The organism is Terrisporobacter othiniensis (genome assembly GCF_000808015.1).
Lineage (GTDB): Bacteria > Bacillota > Clostridia > Peptostreptococcales > Peptostreptococcaceae > Terrisporobacter > Terrisporobacter muris.
The window spans coordinates 38,739-58,455 of record NZ_JWHR01000050.1 but is presented as its reverse complement, the minus strand read 5'-3'; the positions used below and the strand labels follow the sequence as shown (position 1 = coordinate 58,455).

16 protein-coding genes and 2 pseudogenes are annotated in these 19,717 nt (G+C 29.1%); 15 read left to right on the top strand and 3 right to left on the bottom strand.

The features are described 5' to 3' along the window. Positions 1-796 (bottom strand): IS3 family transposase (locus QX51_RS19865; RefSeq protein WP_039678777.1); only part of this gene is annotated, 796 nt, incomplete at its 3' end. A 206-nt stretch (positions 797-1,002) separates the two neighbouring features. On the opposite strand from QX51_RS19865, the gene sfsA reads away from it, so the two are divergent. The 5 genes and pseudogenes from sfsA to QX51_RS21895 form a co-directional block, all read left to right on the top strand. Then, positions 1,003-1,698 carry a DNA/RNA nuclease SfsA gene (gene sfsA, locus QX51_RS04890; protein WP_039678776.1) on the top strand — a complete coding sequence of 232 codons (696 nt, stop codon included), beginning with the start codon at positions 1,003-1,005 and terminating at the stop codon, positions 1,696-1,698. Positions 1,699-1,904: 206 nt separating this feature from the next. Beyond that, entirely contained in the window at positions 1,905-3,170 is a 1,266-nt protein-coding gene (locus QX51_RS04885) for a 30S ribosomal protein S1 (protein ID WP_039678775.1), read from the top strand. Between the two features lie 81 nt (positions 3,171-3,251). Then, the gene (locus tag QX51_RS04880) at positions 3,252-3,965 is read left to right on the top strand and encodes a phosphatase (protein WP_039678774.1); all 714 of its coding nucleotides are present in this window, start codon (positions 3,252-3,254) and stop codon (positions 3,963-3,965) included. Positions 3,966-4,132: 167 nt separating this feature from the next. After that, positions 4,133-4,771: pseudogene (locus QX51_RS04875) on the top strand (M15 family metallopeptidase); the annotation flags it as partial. Continuing rightward, positions 4,748-4,835: pseudogene (locus tag QX51_RS21895) on the top strand (D-alanyl-D-alanine carboxypeptidase family protein); the annotation flags it as partial. The pseudogenes QX51_RS04875 and QX51_RS21895, both read left to right, overlap by 24 nt. 107 nt (positions 4,836-4,942) lie before the next feature. On the opposite strand, the gene QX51_RS04870 reads toward QX51_RS21895, so the two are convergent. Further along, the gene (locus tag QX51_RS04870; protein WP_039678773.1) at positions 4,943-5,818 is read right to left on the bottom strand and encodes a CPBP family intramembrane glutamic endopeptidase; all 876 of its coding nucleotides are present in this window, start codon (positions 5,816-5,818) and stop codon (positions 4,943-4,945) included. Positions 5,819-6,084: 266 nt separating this feature from the next. Between QX51_RS04870 and ftsH the strand changes: the two genes are divergently transcribed. The 5 genes from ftsH to QX51_RS04845 all read left to right on the top strand — a co-directional run bounded on the left by ftsH (position 6,085) and on the right by QX51_RS04845 (position 13,628). After that, positions 6,085-8,109, top strand: a complete 2,025-nt coding sequence (gene ftsH, locus QX51_RS04865; RefSeq protein WP_039678772.1) for an ATP-dependent zinc metalloprotease FtsH — start codon at positions 6,085-6,087, stop codon at positions 8,107-8,109. A 647-nt stretch (positions 8,110-8,756) separates the two neighbouring features. After that, positions 8,757-9,905 carry an AI-2E family transporter gene (locus QX51_RS04860; RefSeq protein ID WP_039678771.1) on the top strand — a complete coding sequence of 383 codons (1,149 nt, stop codon included), beginning with the start codon at positions 8,757-8,759 and terminating at the stop codon, positions 9,903-9,905. 186 nt (positions 9,906-10,091) lie between these two features. Next, entirely contained in the window at positions 10,092-11,162 is a 1,071-nt protein-coding gene (locus tag QX51_RS04855; protein WP_039678770.1) for a pyridoxal-phosphate-dependent aminotransferase family protein, read from the top strand. A gap of 213 nt (positions 11,163-11,375) precedes the next feature. Next, entirely contained in the window at positions 11,376-12,326 is a 951-nt protein-coding gene (locus QX51_RS04850) for a D-2-hydroxyacid dehydrogenase (RefSeq protein ID WP_039678769.1), read from the top strand. 60 nt (positions 12,327-12,386) lie between these two features. Beyond that, complete coding sequence (locus QX51_RS04845) at positions 12,387-13,628, top strand: DUF1015 domain-containing protein (protein ID WP_039678768.1); 1,242 nt, start codon at positions 12,387-12,389, stop codon at positions 13,626-13,628. A gap of 224 nt (positions 13,629-13,852) precedes the next feature. Here the strand turns inward: QX51_RS04845 and QX51_RS04840 are convergent, their stop codons facing one another. Then, on the bottom strand, positions 13,853-14,782 hold the full coding sequence (locus tag QX51_RS04840) for a LysR family transcriptional regulator (protein ID WP_039678767.1): 930 nt from the start codon (positions 14,780-14,782) through the stop codon (positions 13,853-13,855). A 280-nt stretch (positions 14,783-15,062) separates the two neighbouring features. On the opposite strand from QX51_RS04840, the gene citD reads away from it, so the two are divergent. The 5 genes from citD to QX51_RS04815 all read left to right on the top strand — a co-directional run bounded on the left by citD (position 15,063) and on the right by QX51_RS04815 (position 19,702). After that, positions 15,063-15,350 carry a citrate lyase acyl carrier protein gene (gene citD, locus QX51_RS04835; protein WP_039678766.1) on the top strand — a complete coding sequence of 96 codons (288 nt, stop codon included), beginning with the start codon at positions 15,063-15,065 and terminating at the stop codon, positions 15,348-15,350. Between the two features lie 11 nt (positions 15,351-15,361). Then, the gene (locus tag QX51_RS04830) at positions 15,362-16,264 is read left to right on the top strand and encodes an aldolase/citrate lyase family protein (RefSeq protein WP_039678765.1); all 903 of its coding nucleotides are present in this window, start codon (positions 15,362-15,364) and stop codon (positions 16,262-16,264) included. Position 16,265: 1 nt separating this feature from the next. Then, the gene (gene citF / locus QX51_RS04825; protein ID WP_039678764.1) at positions 16,266-17,813 is read left to right on the top strand and encodes a citrate lyase subunit alpha; all 1,548 of its coding nucleotides are present in this window, start codon (positions 16,266-16,268) and stop codon (positions 17,811-17,813) included. Positions 17,814-18,020: 207 nt separating this feature from the next. Next, positions 18,021-19,376 (top strand): citrate/sodium symporter CitS, encoded by a 1,356-nt coding sequence (gene citS / locus QX51_RS04820; protein ID WP_052232881.1) that lies wholly within the window; start codon positions 18,021-18,023, stop codon positions 19,374-19,376. Between the two features lie 116 nt (positions 19,377-19,492). Beyond that, on the top strand, positions 19,493-19,702 hold the full coding sequence (locus tag QX51_RS04815) for a hypothetical protein (RefSeq protein WP_039678763.1): 210 nt from the start codon (positions 19,493-19,495) through the stop codon (positions 19,700-19,702). The last annotated feature ends 15 nt before the right edge of the window (positions 19,703-19,717 follow it).

The following is a 19,717-nucleotide window of genomic DNA, read 5'->3' as shown; positions in this document are numbered from 1 at the left end:
ATGAAACCCTATGCTCTTTAGTTGCCTTAGCTATACGTTTATAAGGATTAGATTTACGTATTGGACAAATAATATTATATTTGCGCATTATTCTTTGGATTTTCTTTCTATTCATTATTACTCCAAATTCATTTTCTAATGTCATTTTTATAGATCTAGATCCTTTCTTATATCCACGATGATTAAACGCTTTTAAAATAATATCTCTTGACTTTAAATCGTTATCTTCCTTAGTATTTCTGTAGGTCTGTGTATTTAGAAATTTATAAAATCCTGAAGTGGAAATATTTGAAATTTTGCATAGTTGTTTGGTCATTCCTTTTAAATTAAACTTAGAAATCAAATTATATATCAATTCAAAAACTTTAGATGGATTTAATTTATTATTTTTCACCTGCCTTTCGTTTACTTCTAACTTTTTTACAAGTTCAAGCTCCGCTTTTAAATATTCAATTTCAGCATCTTTTTTTGCTAAAATTTCTTCTAATGTTAATTCACGATTAAGAGTTCTACCCGAATTTAATGTTCTTGTATTATCTAAACCAAGAACACCTTTATCACTATATGATTTTCGCCATCTACGACTAGAGGATTTAACACGTTCAATTTCAACTATATCAATATCAAATCCAGCATCTTCAAATATCTGTCTAGGTGTTTTCTCTATTTCATATTCAGCAATAAAATGTAATTTAAATTCATTAGTATATGTAATTCCTTTTTCAGTTATGTTCTTAACATATTTATTTATAGATGATTTTTTAATTTCTTCACTTGAAAATATTTTTTTACTCATAATAATTCAACTCCTTTATAACTATTTTACATAAAAATAAATCCTATACAAGTAGACACGTTTTTTTCTCTTGTCCACTGTATAGTATCCACTTTAAATTATAGGATAGTTTTTATTTTATGCTTTAATAAAATTCACTTTAAATTAGGAATAAAGGGTATAATATTTTTAAATAGAAAAATTAATCAGAAAAATAGGAGAAATAAATGAAATATAATAAGATGATTAAAGCTAAGTTTATAGAAAGGCCTAATAGATTTGTAGCTTATTGTGATATAAATGGGGAAGTTGAAAAGATTCATGTGAAAAATACAGGTAAATGTAAAGAGTTACTAGTACCTGGATATGAAGTATACTTAGAAGAAAGTAATAATCCTGCTAGATCAACGAAATATTCTTTAATAGCTGTAAAAAAGGGAGACAGGCTAATTAATATGGATTCACAAGTAACAAATAAAATTGTCTATGAATCATTAGAAGACAAATCATTAATACTGCCAGGATTTGATGAAGATATAACTTTGATAAAGCCAGAAAAAACTTATGGCAATTCTAGGTTTGATGTTTATATAGAAGGAAAAACTAAAAAAGCATTTATTGAAGTTAAAGGATGTACTCTAGAAATAGATGGAGTAGTAAAATTTCCAGATGCAAAAACAGAAAGAGGAGTAAAACATGTTAAAGAATTAATTAAAGCTAGAGAAGAAGGATATTTAGCTTATATAATTCTTGTTATTCAAATGGAAGATGTACTTTACTTTACTCCAAATGTAGATATGCACAAAGAGTTTGGAGATGTATTAAAGGAAGCTGACGAAAAAGGAGTAAAAGTTTTAGCATATGATTCAAAAGTAGAAATAGATAATATAGTACTTAATAACCCTGTAAAAGTAATACTATAAAAAGAACGCTAATCTTACTAAAATAAACAAAAATCATAATAATACAATTGATAAATTTACTAAATAAAGTTAAGATACTATTATAAAGAAAAAAATTTGAAAATAATTGAAAAATACTGATAAAATATTGTATAAATCTGTAAGTATTTGAAATTTTAATGGTATAATATAAAAAGTAAGATTATTAGGTGAAAGGATGTAGAACAATGACTAAAGAACTATCTATGCAAGAGCTGTTAGACCAACAAGAACAACTACTTAGTTCAATAAAAGTTGGAGAGACTATAACAGGAGCTATAACTAAAATAAATAATGATGAAGTAACTGTGGGCCTTAATGTAGGTTTTGACGGAGTAATTCCAACAAGTGAATTAAACTTACAAAAAAATCAAGAAGTTTCTGATGTATATAAAGTAGGAGATGAAATATCTGCTGTCATAACTAAAGTATCAGAAAAAGACTGTACATTAAAACTATCTAAGTTAAGATTAGATATGGTAAGTGATAAAAAAGAATTAGAGCAAGCACATGCTGATCATAAAATAATAACAGTAAATGTAGTAAAAACTATACAAAGAGGAGTATTTGCTGCATATAAATCAGTTGAAATATTTATACCAATATCTCAACTAAACACTAAATTTGTAAACGATACAAAAGAATACCAAGATGCTAACTTAGAAGTTTATATAATAGAATTCAATGAAAAAGCTAATAAAATAGTAGGTTCTCACAGAGAAGTATTACAAGAACGTTTAGACCAAGAAAGAAAAGCTAGAAAAGAAAGAATTCAAGCTGAAAGAGATGCAGAGAGACAAAGAGTAAGAGAAGAAAGAGCAGCTGAAAAAGCTAGAGTTAAAGCTGAAAAAGAAGCTTTAATAGATTCTTTAGAAGTTGGACAAAAAAGACATGGTAAAGTAACTAACATAGTAAGTTACGGAGCTTTCATCGATTTAGGTGGAGTAGAAGGTTTAGCTCACATAAACAACTTATCTTGGAAGAGAGTAGAATCTGTAGAAGATATGTTACAATCTGGACAAGAAGTTGATGTTTATGTATTAGATGTAAATAAAGAAACTGGAAGAATAGGATTAGCTTTAAAAGACATAAACAACGATCCATGGGACTTAATAGCTAAAGAAGTAAATGTTGATGATATAATAACTGGCAAAGTTGTTAGAATAATAGACAGAGGTGCTTTTGTTGAAATAAAAGAAGGTGTAGAAGCATACTTACCAATATCTCACTTAAAAGAAGAAAGAGTTGCTAACGTAAGTAGTGTTGTAAACCCTGGAGATGAAATAACAGTTAGAGTATTAACTTTCGATCCATCTCACAAAAGAATGTCTGTATCTATAAAAGACGTTAATAAAGAGCCAGAAGAAGATTACAGTGAATTCTTAAATAAAGAAGAAGATTTAGGAGCGACTATAGGAGATTTATTAAGAGGAAAATTAAATAATCAAGAATAATAAATAAATTTTTAAGCCATATTGCCAAAGCTCTATGGCTTTTAACATATTATAAATTTAGCAATAAAGGAGAAGACATATATGAAAGCTATAATAGATTTACACACACACGCCTTAGCTAGTGGGCACGCATATAGTACAGTAAAAGAAAATATAGAATATGCTAAAATTAATGGGCTAAAATATTATGGTCTATCAGATCATGGTATAGATATGCCAGGGGGACCACATTTATTTTATTTCCACAATTTAAAAGTAATACCTAATGAAGTTGATGGTGTTAGAATATTAAAAGGAATGGAAGCTAATATTATAGATTACGATGGAAATATAGATGTAGAAGTAGATAAATATATAAGTGGACTAGATTATGTAATAGCAAGTCTTCACACTGTATGTTTAGAACCTGGAACCAAGGAAGAAAATACAAGGGCAACTCTAAATGCAATGGATCATAAATTAGTAAAAATTATAGGACATCCAGATGATGGTAGATATGAATTAGATTATGAAGCTGTTGTTAAAAAAGCTAAAGAAAAAAACATCTTATTAGAATTAAATAATTCATCATTAAACTCAGGTTCATTTAGACCAAATGCTCGTGAAAACTATATAGAGTTATTGAGTTTATGTAAAGAGCATAAGGTAAGAATTATTTTAGGTAGTGATGCTCATATTTGTTATCAGGTTGGTATATTTGACAATGCTCAAAGCTTACTTGAAGAGCTAGATTTCCCAAAAGAGCTAGTTATTAACTACCATGAAGATGATATAATAGAATTTTTCCAACTTTAAAAATTAAATTTGCACTTAAATTCAAACCATATTATAAAATAATATGGTTTTTTATGTTGCATTTTTGACACATAAATAAAAAGGTAAAAAATATAAAATAATACAAAAAATAGTCGAAAAATGTTATAATATAAAATGATTTTGAGAATTAATATTAAGAGGGAGTTATGGCAATGAATCAAAAGAAAGTATATAGTACGATTGGAGTTATACTTTTATTTGGTGGTTTTTTATTATTTTGTGGGGCAAAAAATTTAACACAGGCTAAAGAGCTAGCTGCCAAAAATCAAGTATTAGACTATGATATGTCTAACTATAGTGATGATACTGAAGTAGACAGTCAATTAAAAAATGTTCAAGAGTTGGTATATAAATACAAAAATGGAATAGCAAAATTAGTGAATAAAGAAAATGGACTAAAATCAAGTTATGAACCAGATGATTTAGTTATACCAAAAGTTAATACTATAAAAAGCGATATTTATTTAAGTGAGTGTGCTTCTAATAATTTGGAAAAAATGTTTAAGGATGCAAAAGAAGAAGGGATAAATCTTTATTTAATAAGTGGATATAGATCTAGTAGTTACCAGGAAGAATTATATTCAAATTCTTTAATACGCAAAGGAAAAGAATATACCCAAAAATATGTGGCTAAAGCTAATCAAAGTGAACATCAAACTGGTTTAGCAGTTGATATATCTTCAAAATCCATAGGATATAAATTAATACAGTCTTTTGAAATGACAGAAGAAGGCAAGTGGTTGGAAAAAAATGCTCATAAATATGGATTTATATTAAGATATAAAAAAGATAGAGTAGAGGATACAGGTTATGGTTTTGAGCCATGGCATTTTAGATATGTGGGACATAATATAGCTAAATATATTTATGAGAATGATTTGATACTTGAAGATTTATATAAATTGCCTTAGCGCAAAGAGCATCTAAATAAATAGATGCTTTTATGCTAGGCAATTTTAATTTTTATTTTCTATTATAAACCTAGTGTCAATTCTAGGAGAAAATCCGCTCTTTAGATGTTTCTTATTTTTTAGTATAAACTTAATAAAAAAGAACATTCCTATTAAAAATAATAGTAAACCAAAGGATAAAGAAACTATGGCATCAGTATTAGTAATTGGAGAAGTATTAACAGATGCATTAATATCTAACTGAGGCAAAAATGCAATTAAGTTATTTAAAAAATGAACAGTCATTGGAATTAGTATATTTTTATACTTGATGTATAAGATACAACAAGCAATACCAAAAATAAAAGCACCTATAACTGCTAATTCAATATGTAAAAGTCCAAATACTAAAGAGGAAATTACAATTCCTATGTAGATATTGAATTTTCTACTAATTCTTTTAAATATGATGGCTCTAAAAAATAATTCTTCCATGATAGGGGCACTAACAACGGTAATTAGCATGGATATGAATAGTCCACCATAAGTAGAAACTTCTGATACAGATGATTCGGATAAAAGATTATTTAGCATATTTGGTAAAGTAAAATAAACTATACCTATTAATAATAGACTGATGCCCATAGAAAGGCATAGCTGAGTAGCAACAACACCGCCTAATTCTTTTATATTTATTTTTTTTATATAATCCTTAATCATTAATAATAACTTATTTTTATTAACCCTAAATTTATATAAAAGTATTATAATAAATAAAACTGTTGATATTAAAGATAATAAATTATCATTATCTATTAAATTAATATCACTACTTAAGTAAATAATAAATGCTCCTAAAATCACAATAATCATAGTGAAAATATACCAAAATACTGCTGGTATAATTTTAACTTCTTTAAACTCTTTTGTAAAATCCAACATATTAAACCTCCTCATATTTGCATACTAATAATTCATAATAAATTCATATTAACACTATATAATTATTTATTATAAAAATGTGAAAAATACACAAAATCAATATAAGTATAAAAATATAGTATCAGAAACATTGACAAAATACCTTATTAAATTTACTATTTTATATAAGTCATTTTATAACTTTATAACATTATATTTAATGTTAAAGACATATATGATGGGTATATATAGTAATAAATACAGAATAATTATTTAGGAGATATCTTATGAAGGAAAAAAAACCTCAAAAAAAATCATGGTTATATTATTATGGGATAATACTTCTTTTACTAGTAGTACTTAATTCGTTTATTTTTCCAGCTCTATATAATATGAGTGGAAAAGTAGAGAATGTGGACTATGGAACATTCCTTACAATGGTTGATGAAGGAAAAGTAAACCAAGTAGACATTGACAACTCAAAACAAATTACTTTTACTGTTAAAGATGAAAAAGAAAAAGTTTATGTAACTGGTCAAATGAATGATGATGATTTAGTAAATCGTTTATATAAAGCAGGCGTAAAAAAATTCAACCAAGAAATACCAAAGCAAGATTCACCAATAGTTGAGTTTATTCTTTATTGGGTTTTACCAACAATATTAATGATTGCTTTACTAAACTTTATGATGAAAAAAATGACAAATAGAATGGGTGGCAGAGGCGGCCCAATGCAATTTGGTAAGAGTAATGCAAAAATATATGTAGAAGCACAAACAGGAAAGACTTTTGAAGATGTGGCAGGACAAGACGAAGCCAAAGAATCATTAACTGAAATAGTTGATTTCTTACACAATCCTAAAAAGTACGAAGAAATAGGTGCATCAATGCCAAAAGGTGCATTGCTTGTTGGACCTCCGGGTACAGGAAAAACTTTACTTGCAAAAGCAGTTGCAGGGGAAGCAAAAGTACCATTCTTCTCAATCTCAGGCTCTGAGTTTGTGGAAATGTTTGTTGGTATGGGTGCTGCAAAAGTTAGAGATTTATTCAAACAAGCTCAAGAAAAAGCTCCATGTATCGTATTTATAGATGAGATAGACACTATAGGTAAAAAACGTGATGGCGGAGGAATGGGTGGTAATGACGAAAGAGAACAAACGCTTAATCAGTTACTTACTGAAATGGATGGATTTGATGGTAAAAAAGGTGTTGTAATACTTGCAGCAACTAATAGACCAGAATCTCTAGACAAAGCACTACTTAGACCAGGACGTTTTGACAGAAGAGTACCAGTAGAACTTCCTGACTTAAAAGGTCGTGAAGATATACTAAAAGTTCATGCTAAAAAAGTTAAAATGGACGAAGATGTTGATTTCAACGGAATAGCAAGAGCAACAGCTGGAGCTAGTGGTGCAGAACTTGCAAATATAGTAAATGAAGCAGCACTTAGAGCAGTTAGACTAGGAAGACATAAAGCTACACAAGCTGACTTAGAAGAATCTGTAGAAGTAATAATAGCAGGATACCAAAGAAAAGCTGCAGTTATTTCTCCAAGAGAAAAGAAAATAGTAGCATATCACGAAATAGGTCATGCATTAGTTGCAGCTAAACAAACAGAATCTGCACCAGTGCACAAGATTACGATTATCCCTCGTACATCTGGGGCTCTAGGGTACACTATGCAGGTAGAAGAAGGCGAAAGAGTACTTATGTCTAAGGAAGAAGCTTTCAACAAAATAGCAACATTTACAGGAGGTCGTGCTGCGGAAGAAATTATCTTTAATTCTTTCACAACAGGTGCCTCTAATGATATAGAACAAGCAACAAGAATAGCAAGAGCAATGGTTACTCGTTACGGAATGAGTGAAGAGTTCGATATGATGGCTCTAGAAACAGTAAATAATCAATATTTAGGTGGAGATGCATCGCTAATGTGTTCACCAGAAGCATCAGCTAAGATTGATAAAGAAGTATTAAGTATAATAAAATCAGCTCATGATAAAGCTACAAAAATACTTGAAGAAAATATTGATAAATTACACGAGCTTTCTGATTTCTTATTAGAAAAAGAAACTATTACAGGTGAAGAGTTTATGGAAATCTTAAACGGAAAATCTGTGGCAGAAGTTAAAGAAGAACATGATGCTAAAGAAGCAGCTAAGAAAGAAGCAGAAAGACTTGAGATTGAAGAAGCAAAAGAGCAAGAAAAAAGAGCAGAAGAACAACAAAAACGCATAGAGCAAGAACTTGAAAAAGTTGAAGGAAATGTTGTAATAGAAGATGTTAAGACTACTGATGATGAAGAAAAGTAGAATTAAATAAAAAAAGCATCAACGTTTAAGTTGGTGCTTTTTTTAGAGAATAAATATGTTATATATTTAAAGAGAATCCTAGTTGATGCAGTCTCTTTTTGATAAAAGTAAATGATAAATATATATGGATAAGTTGTGATATATAATGTTATCAGAAAATTTGTTAATGAAAAAACTATGCCGAAGTGGTGTTCAAAAGATTTAAGAAACCATTACGTGCGCATATACGTGCACTAGTACCTATTATACCTATAATTACCGTATATATAAGCTCAATATAGATTATAGGAACAGTAGGAATGCACATAGGTGAAAGCATCTGAATTGATTTAATTCAAGGTGTGTCTAAGAGGCGTTCTTAGAGTTGTATAGGTTACAGTAGGAACAGAAAAAATGGTATTTAGTGTGCCCAAGAAGTTTTTGTGTTTTTGAGAAATAAAGCTAACCTCTCATCTTATGTATGAGTTTTATAGAAAACTTGGAAGTTTGATATATAAAGATATATAGAAGATTAGTTAATTTTTTACATAAAAAATTAACTAATTTACTTCTAAGAGATGTACAATTTATATTATAAAAATAGATAATTAAAGTTAAAATTGTAAAATATAAATGTAAGTAGAATATGGATTTTCATGGAGGAAATGATGAATAAACTAAAAGATATAAAATTAAAAAATCAACTTATAATATCTACATATATAATGCTTTTTATTTTATTTATATTTAAGCCAACCCTAATACCAGGTATAATTAGTAAATTTATAACAGCATTTAAACCATTTATAATTGGTGGAGTAATTGCATTTTTATTAAACTTGCCAATGAAACTTATAGAAGAAAAAATTGTAAGGCCTTTATGTAAAAAGAATAAAAGTTTATCAAAAATGTCAAGGATTATATCCCTAGTATGTACCATTGTAATAGTAGTAATCTTAATGTGGATATTTATTAGCTATATAGTACCTCAGTTAGCTGATAGTTTAAGATCTTTGACTAATGATATTCCCAAATATATAAGTGGTCTTCAAAATGAAATAATGAATAAAGTAGACCAGCTTGATATGTTGAAAAATACATCTTTTGATATACAAGCTATGATACAAAAATTGCTATCTTTTGTTCAAAATTTTATTAATATGTTTATTTCTAATGTATTTAATTTCACTATAGGAATAACAAATTTCTTTATGAATTTATTCTTGGGAATAATAATATCCATGTATATTTTACTTAGCAAAGAAAAGCTAATTTTACAATTCAAAAAGCTTATATATGCATTTTTAAATGAGAAAAAATGTGAAAGAATAATGTATATTTTAAAGTTAACAAATAATAAGTTTTCTAAATTTATATTGGGTCAATCAATGGATGGATTAATATTAGGGACAGCATTTTTTATAGTTTTTTCTTTACTTAAAATACCTTTTGCATTGTTAATAAGTATAATGATACCTATTCTAAATTTTATACCTATATTTGGAACTTATGTAGGTATTGGAATATCAGCATTTATAATTTTGATGGTGGAACCAAGAACTGTATTGTTATTTTTATTTTTAGTATTTACAATACAACAATTAGATGGAAAGTTTGTTTATCCTTTTGTAGTAGGAAACTCCTTAGGTCTTTCTCCTTTATGGATATTATTGGCTATTGTTGTGGGAGGAAATTTATTTGGTGTAGTAGGTATGATTCTTGGAATGCCTCTTACTAGCGTAGTTTATGAATTATCATCAAAAGCAATAAATGATAGAATTAAAAAGAAAGATATTACATTTAAAAAGAATGAGTAAAAATAAATTTATGTTAAAAATATTTTTTATAGTTGACAAATATAAATAAAATGCATAGTATAAATATTAACTAAAATAATCATAAAATTAAAATATAAAATATAAATAATTTATAATATTATTTATTAAAAATATGGTTATAATAATAATTAATTTATTTCAATAAATAAGAAAGGAGGTAAAATTATGAGCAAAAAACTATTTATACCAGGACCAATAGATGTAAGTGAAGATGTTTTAGTACAAATGGCTAACCAAGTTATAAGTCATAGAGGAAGTGAAGCATCAGCTTTACAAGAAGCTATAACAGAAAAACTTCAAGATTTATTCTATACAAAAAATAATATTTTATTATCAACATCCTCCGGTAGTGGCCTAATGGAAGGCTCCATTCGCTCCTGTACATTAAAGAGAGCAGCAGTACTGTCCTGTGGTTCATTTGGAAATAGATGGCACAAGATGGGTGTATTAAATGGTGTTCCAGCAGATTTATTTAAAGTCGAATTAGGAAAAGCTATTGAGCCAGAAATGGTTGATAAGGTATTATCTACGAATAAATATGATACAGTCATGGTAACTCATAATGAGACCTCAACGGGAATTGCTAATCCAATCAAAGAAATTGGAGAAGTAATTAAAAAATATGATGATGTTGTTTATTGTGTAGATGCTGTTAGTTCAGCAGGTGGTATAAAAATCGAAGTAGATGAATCAAATATAGATATTTGTTTAACTTCGCTACAAAAGGCTTTAGGATTACCACCAGGAATGTCTCTTTGCACCTTCTCAGAAAAGGCAAAGAAAAGAGCAGAAAAAGTACCTAATCGGGGTTATTATTTTGATTTACTCGCTATCTATGAGTACATCAATAATAAAAATTATCAATACCCTTCAACACCTTCCCTTTCACATATGTTCGCTTTAAATTTCCAACTTGAAAAAATCTTAAAAGAAGGCCTAGATAACAGATTTAGACGTCATGAAGAAATGGCAAATCTAGTTAGAAAATGGGCTCAGGAACACTTCCAAATTTTTACCGATGTAAATTATTTGTCTAATACCCTTACCGTTATCGAAAACACACAAGGAATCAGTGTATCAAATCTCAATGAAAAATTACAGGAAAGAGGCTTTTTAATAGCCAATGGATATGGAGACCTTAAGGAGAAAACATTTAGAATTTCTCACATGGGCGATTATACAGTACAAGATGTAAATGAATTATTAATTAATATTAATGAAATTCTAGGATTTTAATATTAAAAATTTTAATTTGTGTTATTTGTTGTACAAAATTTTAATTTCAAAATAATAATTTGAATATTGAGAAATTTCTTGATATTTATGAGGTTAAAAATTAGAAGGGTAAAGCTCAGGCAAAGTGAATTTTAAGCAACGGAGTTTTCTGAAGCGCTAGTGAAGAAATCTCGTTGGCGTCACGAACGCAGTGAGTTTTTGGAGGTAATCAATATGTGTAAGATATTAGTAACAGATGGAATGAACAGAAATGCTATTAATAACTTGAGAAAGTTTAATATAGATGTTGAACATAAATTTTATGATGGTTTGGAACTTGGCGAAAAATTAAAAGATAAAGATATACTAGTTATTCGTTCAAAAAATGTGATAACTAAAGAAATTATAGATAAAGCATGTGAAGGCAATACTTTAAAACTAATAATTAGAAGTGGTGTAGGACTTGATAATATAGATGTTGAATATGCAAATAAAAAGGGCATCAAAGTTATGAATACTCCTAATGCCAGCACGAGATCTGTAGCAGAACTTACAATAGGTCAGATAATAACTTTATCAAGATTTATAAATATTTCAAATATAACTATGAGAGATGGTCAGTGGAACAAAAAACAATATGTAGGGACTGAAATACATGGAAAAACACTTGGAATTATAGGCCTTGGTAGAATTGGAAAAACTGTTGCAAAAATGGCTCATGCAGTAGGAATGAATGTAATATATTACGACATACTTGGAGAAATGAAGTGTTGTAATGATTATACTTTCTGTACTTTTGAAGAAGTATTAAAAAATGCAGATTTCTTAACTATTCATATTCCTTTGGAGAGAAATCAAGGATATTTAATAGGTGAAAAAGAGTTCAATATGATGAAAGATAGAGTTTATTTTATCAATCATGCTAGAGGTGGACTAGTTTGTGAGGAAGCTTTAATAAAAGCATTAGATAGTGGAAAAGTTGAGGCAGCCGCTTTAGATGTTTATGAAGAAGAGCCAAAAGTCAACTTAGAACTTGTAAATCATCCGATGGTTTCTCCAACACCTCATCTTGGAGCTTCTACAGTAGAAGCACAAGAAAGAATAAATAAAGAGATTATAAAAATAATATATAACTTTTTAGTAGAAGAAGAAATAATTGATGATGATATGAAAATTGCACTATAAGAATAGATATTAATAAACGAATATATAAATTTAATTTTATAATACTGGGGAGGAAGAACAATGGCAAATATAAAACCTTTTAGAGCAGTGAGACCTGCAAATGAATATGTAAAGATGGTGGCAGAACTACCTTATGATGTGATGAATAGAGAAGAGGCTAAAAAAATAGCAAAGGACAATAAATATTCTTATTTACACATAGATAGAGCAGAAATAGATTTAGATGATAATATAAATGAACATGATGAACAAGTATATTTAAAAGCTAAAGAAAATTTAGATAAGTTTATGCAAAATAATGTATTTGTAAAAGATCAACAAGACGCAATTTATATTTACAGAGAAATAGTGAATGATAGATCTCAAACTGGTATAGTTGCTTGTGTAGCAGTTGATGACAACATAAATGGAGTAGTAAAAAAACATGAGTACACTAAACCAGATAAAGAATTAGATAGAACTAATCATATAAAATACTGTAATGCAAACACAGGAACTGTACTTTTAACTTATAAAAATCAAGAAGAAATAGAAAAAATAATAGATTATTATGTTTATTTTATGACACCAATATATGACTTCAAAACAGAAGATGATGTTATTCATACTATCTGGAAAGTTGAAAAAGAAAGAGATATAATAGACTTAATAAATGAATTTGCTAAGATAGATAATTTATATATAGCTGATGGTCATCATAGATGTGCAGCAGCAGAAAATATAGCTTTGGAAGAAAGAAGAAAAAATCCAAACTATACTGGAGAAGAAGAATTTAACTATTATACAGCTATGATAGCTCCAGATAATAACTTAAAAGTTATGGATTATAACAGAGTTGTAAAAGATTTAAATGGATTTACTGAAGAGGAATTTTTAAATAAAGTAAAAGAAAAATTTATTGTTAGAGAAGTGAAGAAAAATTACAAACCAGCTCAAAAGGGGAAAGTTGGAATGTACTTAAATAATAAGTGGTATGAAATAGAATTTGGGAAAGAGTACTTAGAAGGTGAAGATGTAGTTGAAACTCTAGATATTTCTATACTACAAAATCATATTTTGGATGAGATACTGGGAATAAAAAATCCAAGAGTAGATAAGAGAATTGATTTTATTGGGGGAATTAGAGGAGCGGAAGAAATAGAAAGAAGAGTAGATGATGATATGCAAGTTGGATTTTTAATGCACCCAACACACATAGAGGAATTAATTTCTGTGGCAGATGATAATAAGATTATGCCAGCGAAATCTACTTGGTTCGAACCAAAGGTAAGATGTGGACTTTTCTTACATGAATTAAATTAGTATAAACTATTGGTTGCATAAAGAAGAAAAAGCAAATAAAATTAACAAAAAAACAGAAGTATAATAATTATACTTCTGTTTTTTGATTAAAGAAATTTATAATTTACCTAGTTTATGGATAGGTTATAAACTCAAACATATTTAAATGAAAAAATGTTACTCAAGCAACTTATATATCTAAAGTGAATTGCTCACATAGTAGTTCGAGTGAATCAAATTTTTTATTAGATTATTGAATTATTTTTAGCATTTTCTTTTAATACTGTTTTAGCAAAATCAATAAAAGATCTTTCCACATTACTTAGGTAAGAACTATTCAAATATGAAATAGAAATATTCCATTTTACTGGAGAATTTTCTATATTAAATAAATCAAATTCATTCATAGGTTTCGTAGTATTTAATATCATTTCAGAAACAAAACAAACTCCAATTCCAGATGTTGCTAATCTAAAAGCCGTAGCAGTATTAGAAGTCTCTAAAATAATTTTTGGTTTGAAATTAAATAAATCAAAAACATATTCTGTAAGTTTTCTGATTCTATGATTTTTTTTAGTAAGTATAAAATCTACATCTTTAAGGCTATTTAAATTAACTATATTTGAATTTATATCGAGCAAATGTTGTGAATTAAGATAACCTTTTTTGCATGCAAGCATAATCTTTTCTTCATACAAAAGCTCACAAGTAATCCTTTTATCAGTACTTGGTAAAGATGTTAAAACCAAATCAACTTTACCAGATAAAAGGCATTCTTCTAAATAATTAGAATCCCCCTCAATAACATGAATATCTATGCCAGGATATTCTTTTTTAAATTTAGGTAATATTAATGGTAATACATGAGTACCTCTAACGGAGGGGATACCAATTGTTATCTTACCCTTTTTCATAGTAGAAATGTCGATAAGTTCCTTCTTTAGATTACTTTCCAAACTAAGTATTTTTTTTGCTGTTTCTACGTATTTTTCACCAGCATAAGTAAGAGATATTGGATTGGTACTTCTATCGAAAAGGGAAACTCCTAAATCCTTTTCCATATTAGAAAGTATGCTACTAAGTGAAGGTTGTGATATAAAAAGTTCACAAGCTGCCTTAGAAATACTTCTACATTCGGCGATAGTTATAATGTATTTTAGTTTTTTAAAACTCATAAAAAGCTCCTTAAATTTAGAGTTAAATATTTATATATTATTTATTATAACATAGAAATAGATACGTGAATAAAGCATAAAAATTAATAAAAAAGATGCGAAAAATGTAGAAGAACATCAAAAGAACACCTGGAGGAAATGTTGAAAAATAAATGCTTACACCATATTTCACATATTTATTACTGTTGAATTTTATTGAATATAAAAAAATAAGAATATATAATGGTTATTGAATTGGACAGATAATACATTTCCAAAATAAAACGGAGGAGCACAGTATATGAAATTATTAGAAATAGCAAATGCTGGTACACTAGAATCAAGTGATATACAAGTTATAATAGAACCAAATGAAAATAATGGCATAGTGATAGAACTTGAAAGTGTAGTTAAAAATCAGTTTGGTGATCAAATAATAGATGTAATGATGAAAACGTTACAAGAGTTAGATGTAAAAGATGCAAAAATATTTGCAAATGATAAAGGCGCAATAGATGCAGTAATAAAGAGTAGGGTTCAAACTGCAGTATATCGTTCTGCAAAATCTAATGATTACAAATGGATGTAGGGGGAAAAAAGATGAAACTAAGACGTTCGATGTTATTTGTGCCTGGTAATAATCCTGGTGTAATAAGAGATGTTCACATATATAAACCAGATTCAGTTATGTTTGACTTAGAGGATGCTATAGCAATAACTGAAAAGGATTCTGCAAGATTTTTATTACATAACATGCTAAAAAACTTTGGAAGCTACTATAAAGAGTTAGGTATAGAAACTGTAGTTCGTATAAATGGTCTTGCTACAGAGTTCTGGCAACAAGACTTAGCTGCTGTAGTAAGTGCAGGAGTTGAAGTTATAAGAATACCTATGACAGAATCTGTAGAAGATGTTATGACTGTTGATGCAGAGATAGAAAAAATAGAAAAAGAATGTGGAATGGAAGTTGGTAGCACTAAAATAATGGTTGCTATAGAAACTGCTTTAGGTGTTATGAATTGTTTCAATATAGCTAAGTCACCTACCAAGAGATTGATAGGTATGGCGCTAAGTGGAGAAGATTTTGTAACAAGTATGAAAACTACAAGAACTCCAGAAGGAGATGAGTTATATGTTGCTAGAGGAATGATAGCTATGGCAGGTAGAGCTTGTGGTCTTGAAGTATTAGATACAGTTTATGCTGATGTAAACAACGATGAAGGATTTTTAAAAGAAGCTAACTTAATAAAAAGAATGGGATTCGGTGGGAAATCGCTTATACATCCAAGACAAGTTGAACTTATACACGATGTATTCACTCCAAGTGAAAAAGAGATAGCTAAAGCACAAAAAATAGTAGATGCAACTGCTGAAGCTCTAAAACAAAACTTAGGTGTATTCACTGTAGACGGAAAAATGGTAGACAAACCAATAATAGAAAGAGCTCAAAGAGTATTACAGTTGGCTGAAGCTGCTGGTGTTATAGTTGGAGGTGAAAATTAATATGCAAACTAAAAGAGTAAACGCAGAGATGTTAAAAAACATAAAAGGTTACGAAAATAGACAAGCTTACAATGCTCCATATTCTTCATTAACTGGAGATGATAAAGTAAATAGTGATAGTTCTAACATAAAAGAACAAGTAAGAAGAGATAAATTAGTATCTTCTCTAAGAGAAGCTATAGAAAAATGTGAAATAAAAGATGGAATGACAATATCTTTTCACCACCACTTTAGAGCTGGTGACAAACTTTTAATGCAAGTTGTTGATATATTAGCTGAAATGGGGATAAAAAATCTAAGAATAGCAGCGTCATCATTAACAAGTGCTCATAATGGACTTGTTGCTCATATAGAAAATGGTGTTGTAAATAGAATAGAAACTTCAGGACTTAGAGGTAAATTAGCTCAAGCTGTTTCTGAAGGTGTGCTTGAATACCCAGCTGTTATACGTTCTCATGGAGGTAGAGCAAGAGCTATAACTTCAGGTGACCTAAAAATAGATGTTGCATTTTTAGCAGCTTCATCTGCTGACTGCATGGGAAATGCAAATGGAGTTAAAGGAAAATCAATATGTGGATCTATGGGATATGCTAAAGTTGATGCAGCTCATGCTAAAAAAGTTGTAGTTGTGACTGATACATTAGTTCCATATCCAAACTTCCCACAAAGTATACCACAAACTCAAGTTGACTATGTATGTGTAGTGGATGAGGTTGGTGATCCTTCAGGAATAATGTCTGGAGCTACTAGATTTACAAATAACCCAAAAGAGTTATTAATGGCTAAAAGGGTTGTTGAAGTAATGAAAGCTTCTGGATTATTTGTAGATGGATTCTCAATGCAAACAGGTTCTGGTGGAGCAGCACTTGCTGTTACTAGATTTGTTAAAGATGAGATATTAAAAAGAGATATAAAATTAAGTTATGCACTTGGTGGAATAACTGCACCAATGGTTGATTTATTAGAAAATGGATTAGTTGATCAATTATTCGATACACAAAGTTTCGATTTAACTGCAGCTGAATCTGTAGGAAGAAATGAAAAGCATGTTGAAGTAAGTGCAGATTTCTATGCTTCAATAGGAAATAAAAGTGCAGCAGTAAATAAATTAGACTTCGTTATATTATCAGCCTTAGAAATAGATACAGATTTCAATGTTAACGTTATATCTGGTTCTGATGGTGTAATAAGAGCTGCATCTGGGGGACATAGTGATACCGCTGCAATGGCTAAAATGTCTATACTTACAGCACCGCTTACAAGAGGTAGATTATCTACAATAATAGATAAAGTAACTACAGTTGTAACTCCAGGAAGTACAGTAGACGTAGTTGTTACTGACTATGGTGTAATAGTTAATCCAACTAGAACAGACTTAATAGAGAGATTCTCTAAAGCTAGAATCCAAATGTTAACAATGGAGGAAGCAAGAGCTATGGCTACAAGACTTCTTGGAACTCCAAAAGATATAGAGTTTACTGATGAGGTAGTAGCAGTAGTTGAATATAGAGATGGAAGTATCATAGATACTATAAAAAAAGTTAAATAAGAAGTTAGAGAATGATTTCCTTAACATATATTAATTAAAAAATGATTAAGTTATTAAGATAAAAATTAATAACTTAATCAACTTAATCAACTTTCCTTAGCACCTACAATGGTGGGAAAAGGATTTTTATGTTTTGTATGTTGGCTAAAGTTTTAGCTTTACAGAAATATTATAATAATTATATTAGAAGATGGGAGAAACACGAAAATGGCAACAATGACGGCAACACAAGAAAGGGTTAATAAAGAAACTCTGAAAATTTTCGGTATGGCTTGGTATGTATTTGCGGCAGTAGCAGGAATTGCATTATTAGCTATGTTTGGTGGTTATTTACCAAATAATACAGTAGGAGCATTTGCTATACTTTATACTCTAGGTATAATTTTAGGATGGATAGGTGACAGAATACCAATATGGAATACTTACATAGGTGGTGGGTCTATACTTGCATTCTTAGGATCTGCGTTTTTAGTTTATAAAGGTATAATACCAGAAGCAACAATAGAAACTGTACAAATATTCATGGATACTACAGATTTCTTAGATTTATTTATAGCAGTACTTATAACAGGTTCTATATTATCAGTTAACAGAAAATTATTATTAAAAGCTTTCGCGGGATACTTACCAGCAATATTAGCAGGTATAGTAGGAGCTATTGTTTTAGGAATTGCTGGTGGTATGTTAGTAGGAGTTTCTCCAAGTGATATAGCAACTAAATATGTATTACCTATAATGGGGGGTGGTACTGGTGCAGGTGCTATACCAATGGCAGATATATACGCTAAAGCGACTGGAAATGATCCAGCACAATGGTTATCATTTGGTTTATCAATATTAACAATAGCTAATATAATTGCTATCATGTCAGCTGGAGTATTAAACAAAATTGGGGAATTAAAATTCGGTAAAAAATTAACTGGTAATGGTGAGTTAATAAGAAATGCTGAAGATTTATCTAAATTAGAAGATAAAGAAGAAGTAAAAGTAACTCAAAGAGATATAGCTTGTGGTTTAATATTAGCTTGTGCATTCTATGTTGCAGGTAATATATTATCTAAAGTTATAGTTATACCTCAATTTGAAGTATTTGGTTCAGTTGTAAAATTAGACATACATAGATTTGCTTGGATGGTTCTATTAGTTGCAGCTGCTAATGTTACAGGTGTAATACCAGCGGAATTAAGAGTTGGAGCTAATAAATTACAAGGATACTTCTCTAAACAATTCTTACTAGTTATAATGTGTGGTGTTGGTATAGCTTTAACTGACTTAGGTGAGCTAATAGCTGCATTCACTTTCGGAAATGTATTAATAGCTGCTTTCATAGTTTTTGGAGCTATAATAGGATCTGGTTTAGTAGGTTGGTTAGTTGGATTCTATCCAATAGAAACTGCTATAACAGCAGGGCTTTGCATGGCAAATAGAGGTGGTTCAGGAGATTTAGCAGTTCTTGGAGCAGCTAAAAGAATGGAACTTATATCATTTGCACAAATATCTTCTCGTTTAGGTGGAGGATTAATGCTTATAATAGCATCAGTAGTATTCGGTATTTTTGCTTAATACTTACTTGGGGTTTAAATTTTAAAATAATATAATAAGAAAACATTTTTAGATAGAAAAGGGTATTGTACTTCACAATACCTTTTTCGCTTAATTTATGACTATAGGGGTGTAATATGAGCAAGAAAAATAAAAAAGCTAGAAAAACTAATAAAGAGTTATTAGAAGAAATAAGAGAAGAAGGAATGTTTAAAGAAGCTAGTGATTTTACCAATAAAAAGAAAAAATATGTGGCAGCTACTAATAAAGATCAGTTTATGATGTATGTACTTTTAATTGTAGCGCTATTAGTATTTGTATTTATAAACAGAATATTTGGAGTATAAAATTAAGGACGGTGT

What these genes read in the sequence shown, in the direction of transcription:
- sfsA (WP_039678776.1), top strand. Translation starts at nt 1,003, where the DNA reads ATGAAATATAATAAGATGATTAAAGCTAAGTTTATAGAAAGGCCTAAT.
- QX51_RS04885 (WP_039678775.1), top strand. Translation starts at nt 1,905, where the DNA reads ATGACTAAAGAACTATCTATGCAAGAGCTGTTAGACCAACAAGAACAA.
- QX51_RS04880 (WP_039678774.1), top strand. Translation starts at nt 3,252, where the DNA reads ATGAAAGCTATAATAGATTTACACACACACGCCTTAGCTAGTGGGCAC.
- QX51_RS04870 (WP_039678773.1), bottom strand. Translation starts at nt 5,818, where the DNA reads ATGTTGGATTTTACAAAAGAGTTTAAAGAAGTTAAAATTATACCAGCA.
- ftsH (WP_039678772.1), top strand. Translation starts at nt 6,085, where the DNA reads ATGAAGGAAAAAAAACCTCAAAAAAAATCATGGTTATATTATTATGGG.
- QX51_RS04860 (WP_039678771.1), top strand. Translation starts at nt 8,757, where the DNA reads ATGAATAAACTAAAAGATATAAAATTAAAAAATCAACTTATAATATCT.
- QX51_RS04855 (WP_039678770.1), top strand. Translation starts at nt 10,092, where the DNA reads ATGAGCAAAAAACTATTTATACCAGGACCAATAGATGTAAGTGAAGAT.
- QX51_RS04850 (WP_039678769.1), top strand. Translation starts at nt 11,376, where the DNA reads ATGTGTAAGATATTAGTAACAGATGGAATGAACAGAAATGCTATTAAT.
- QX51_RS04845 (WP_039678768.1), top strand. Translation starts at nt 12,387, where the DNA reads ATGGCAAATATAAAACCTTTTAGAGCAGTGAGACCTGCAAATGAATAT.
- QX51_RS04840 (WP_039678767.1), bottom strand. Translation starts at nt 14,782, where the DNA reads ATGAGTTTTAAAAAACTAAAATACATTATAACTATCGCCGAATGTAGA.
- citD (WP_039678766.1), top strand. Translation starts at nt 15,063, where the DNA reads ATGAAATTATTAGAAATAGCAAATGCTGGTACACTAGAATCAAGTGAT.
- QX51_RS04830 (WP_039678765.1), top strand. Translation starts at nt 15,362, where the DNA reads ATGAAACTAAGACGTTCGATGTTATTTGTGCCTGGTAATAATCCTGGT.
- citF (WP_039678764.1), top strand. Translation starts at nt 16,266, where the DNA reads ATGCAAACTAAAAGAGTAAACGCAGAGATGTTAAAAAACATAAAAGGT.
- citS (WP_052232881.1), top strand. Translation starts at nt 18,021, where the DNA reads ATGGCAACAATGACGGCAACACAAGAAAGGGTTAATAAAGAAACTCTG.
- QX51_RS04815 (WP_039678763.1), top strand. Translation starts at nt 19,493, where the DNA reads ATGAGCAAGAAAAATAAAAAAGCTAGAAAAACTAATAAAGAGTTATTA.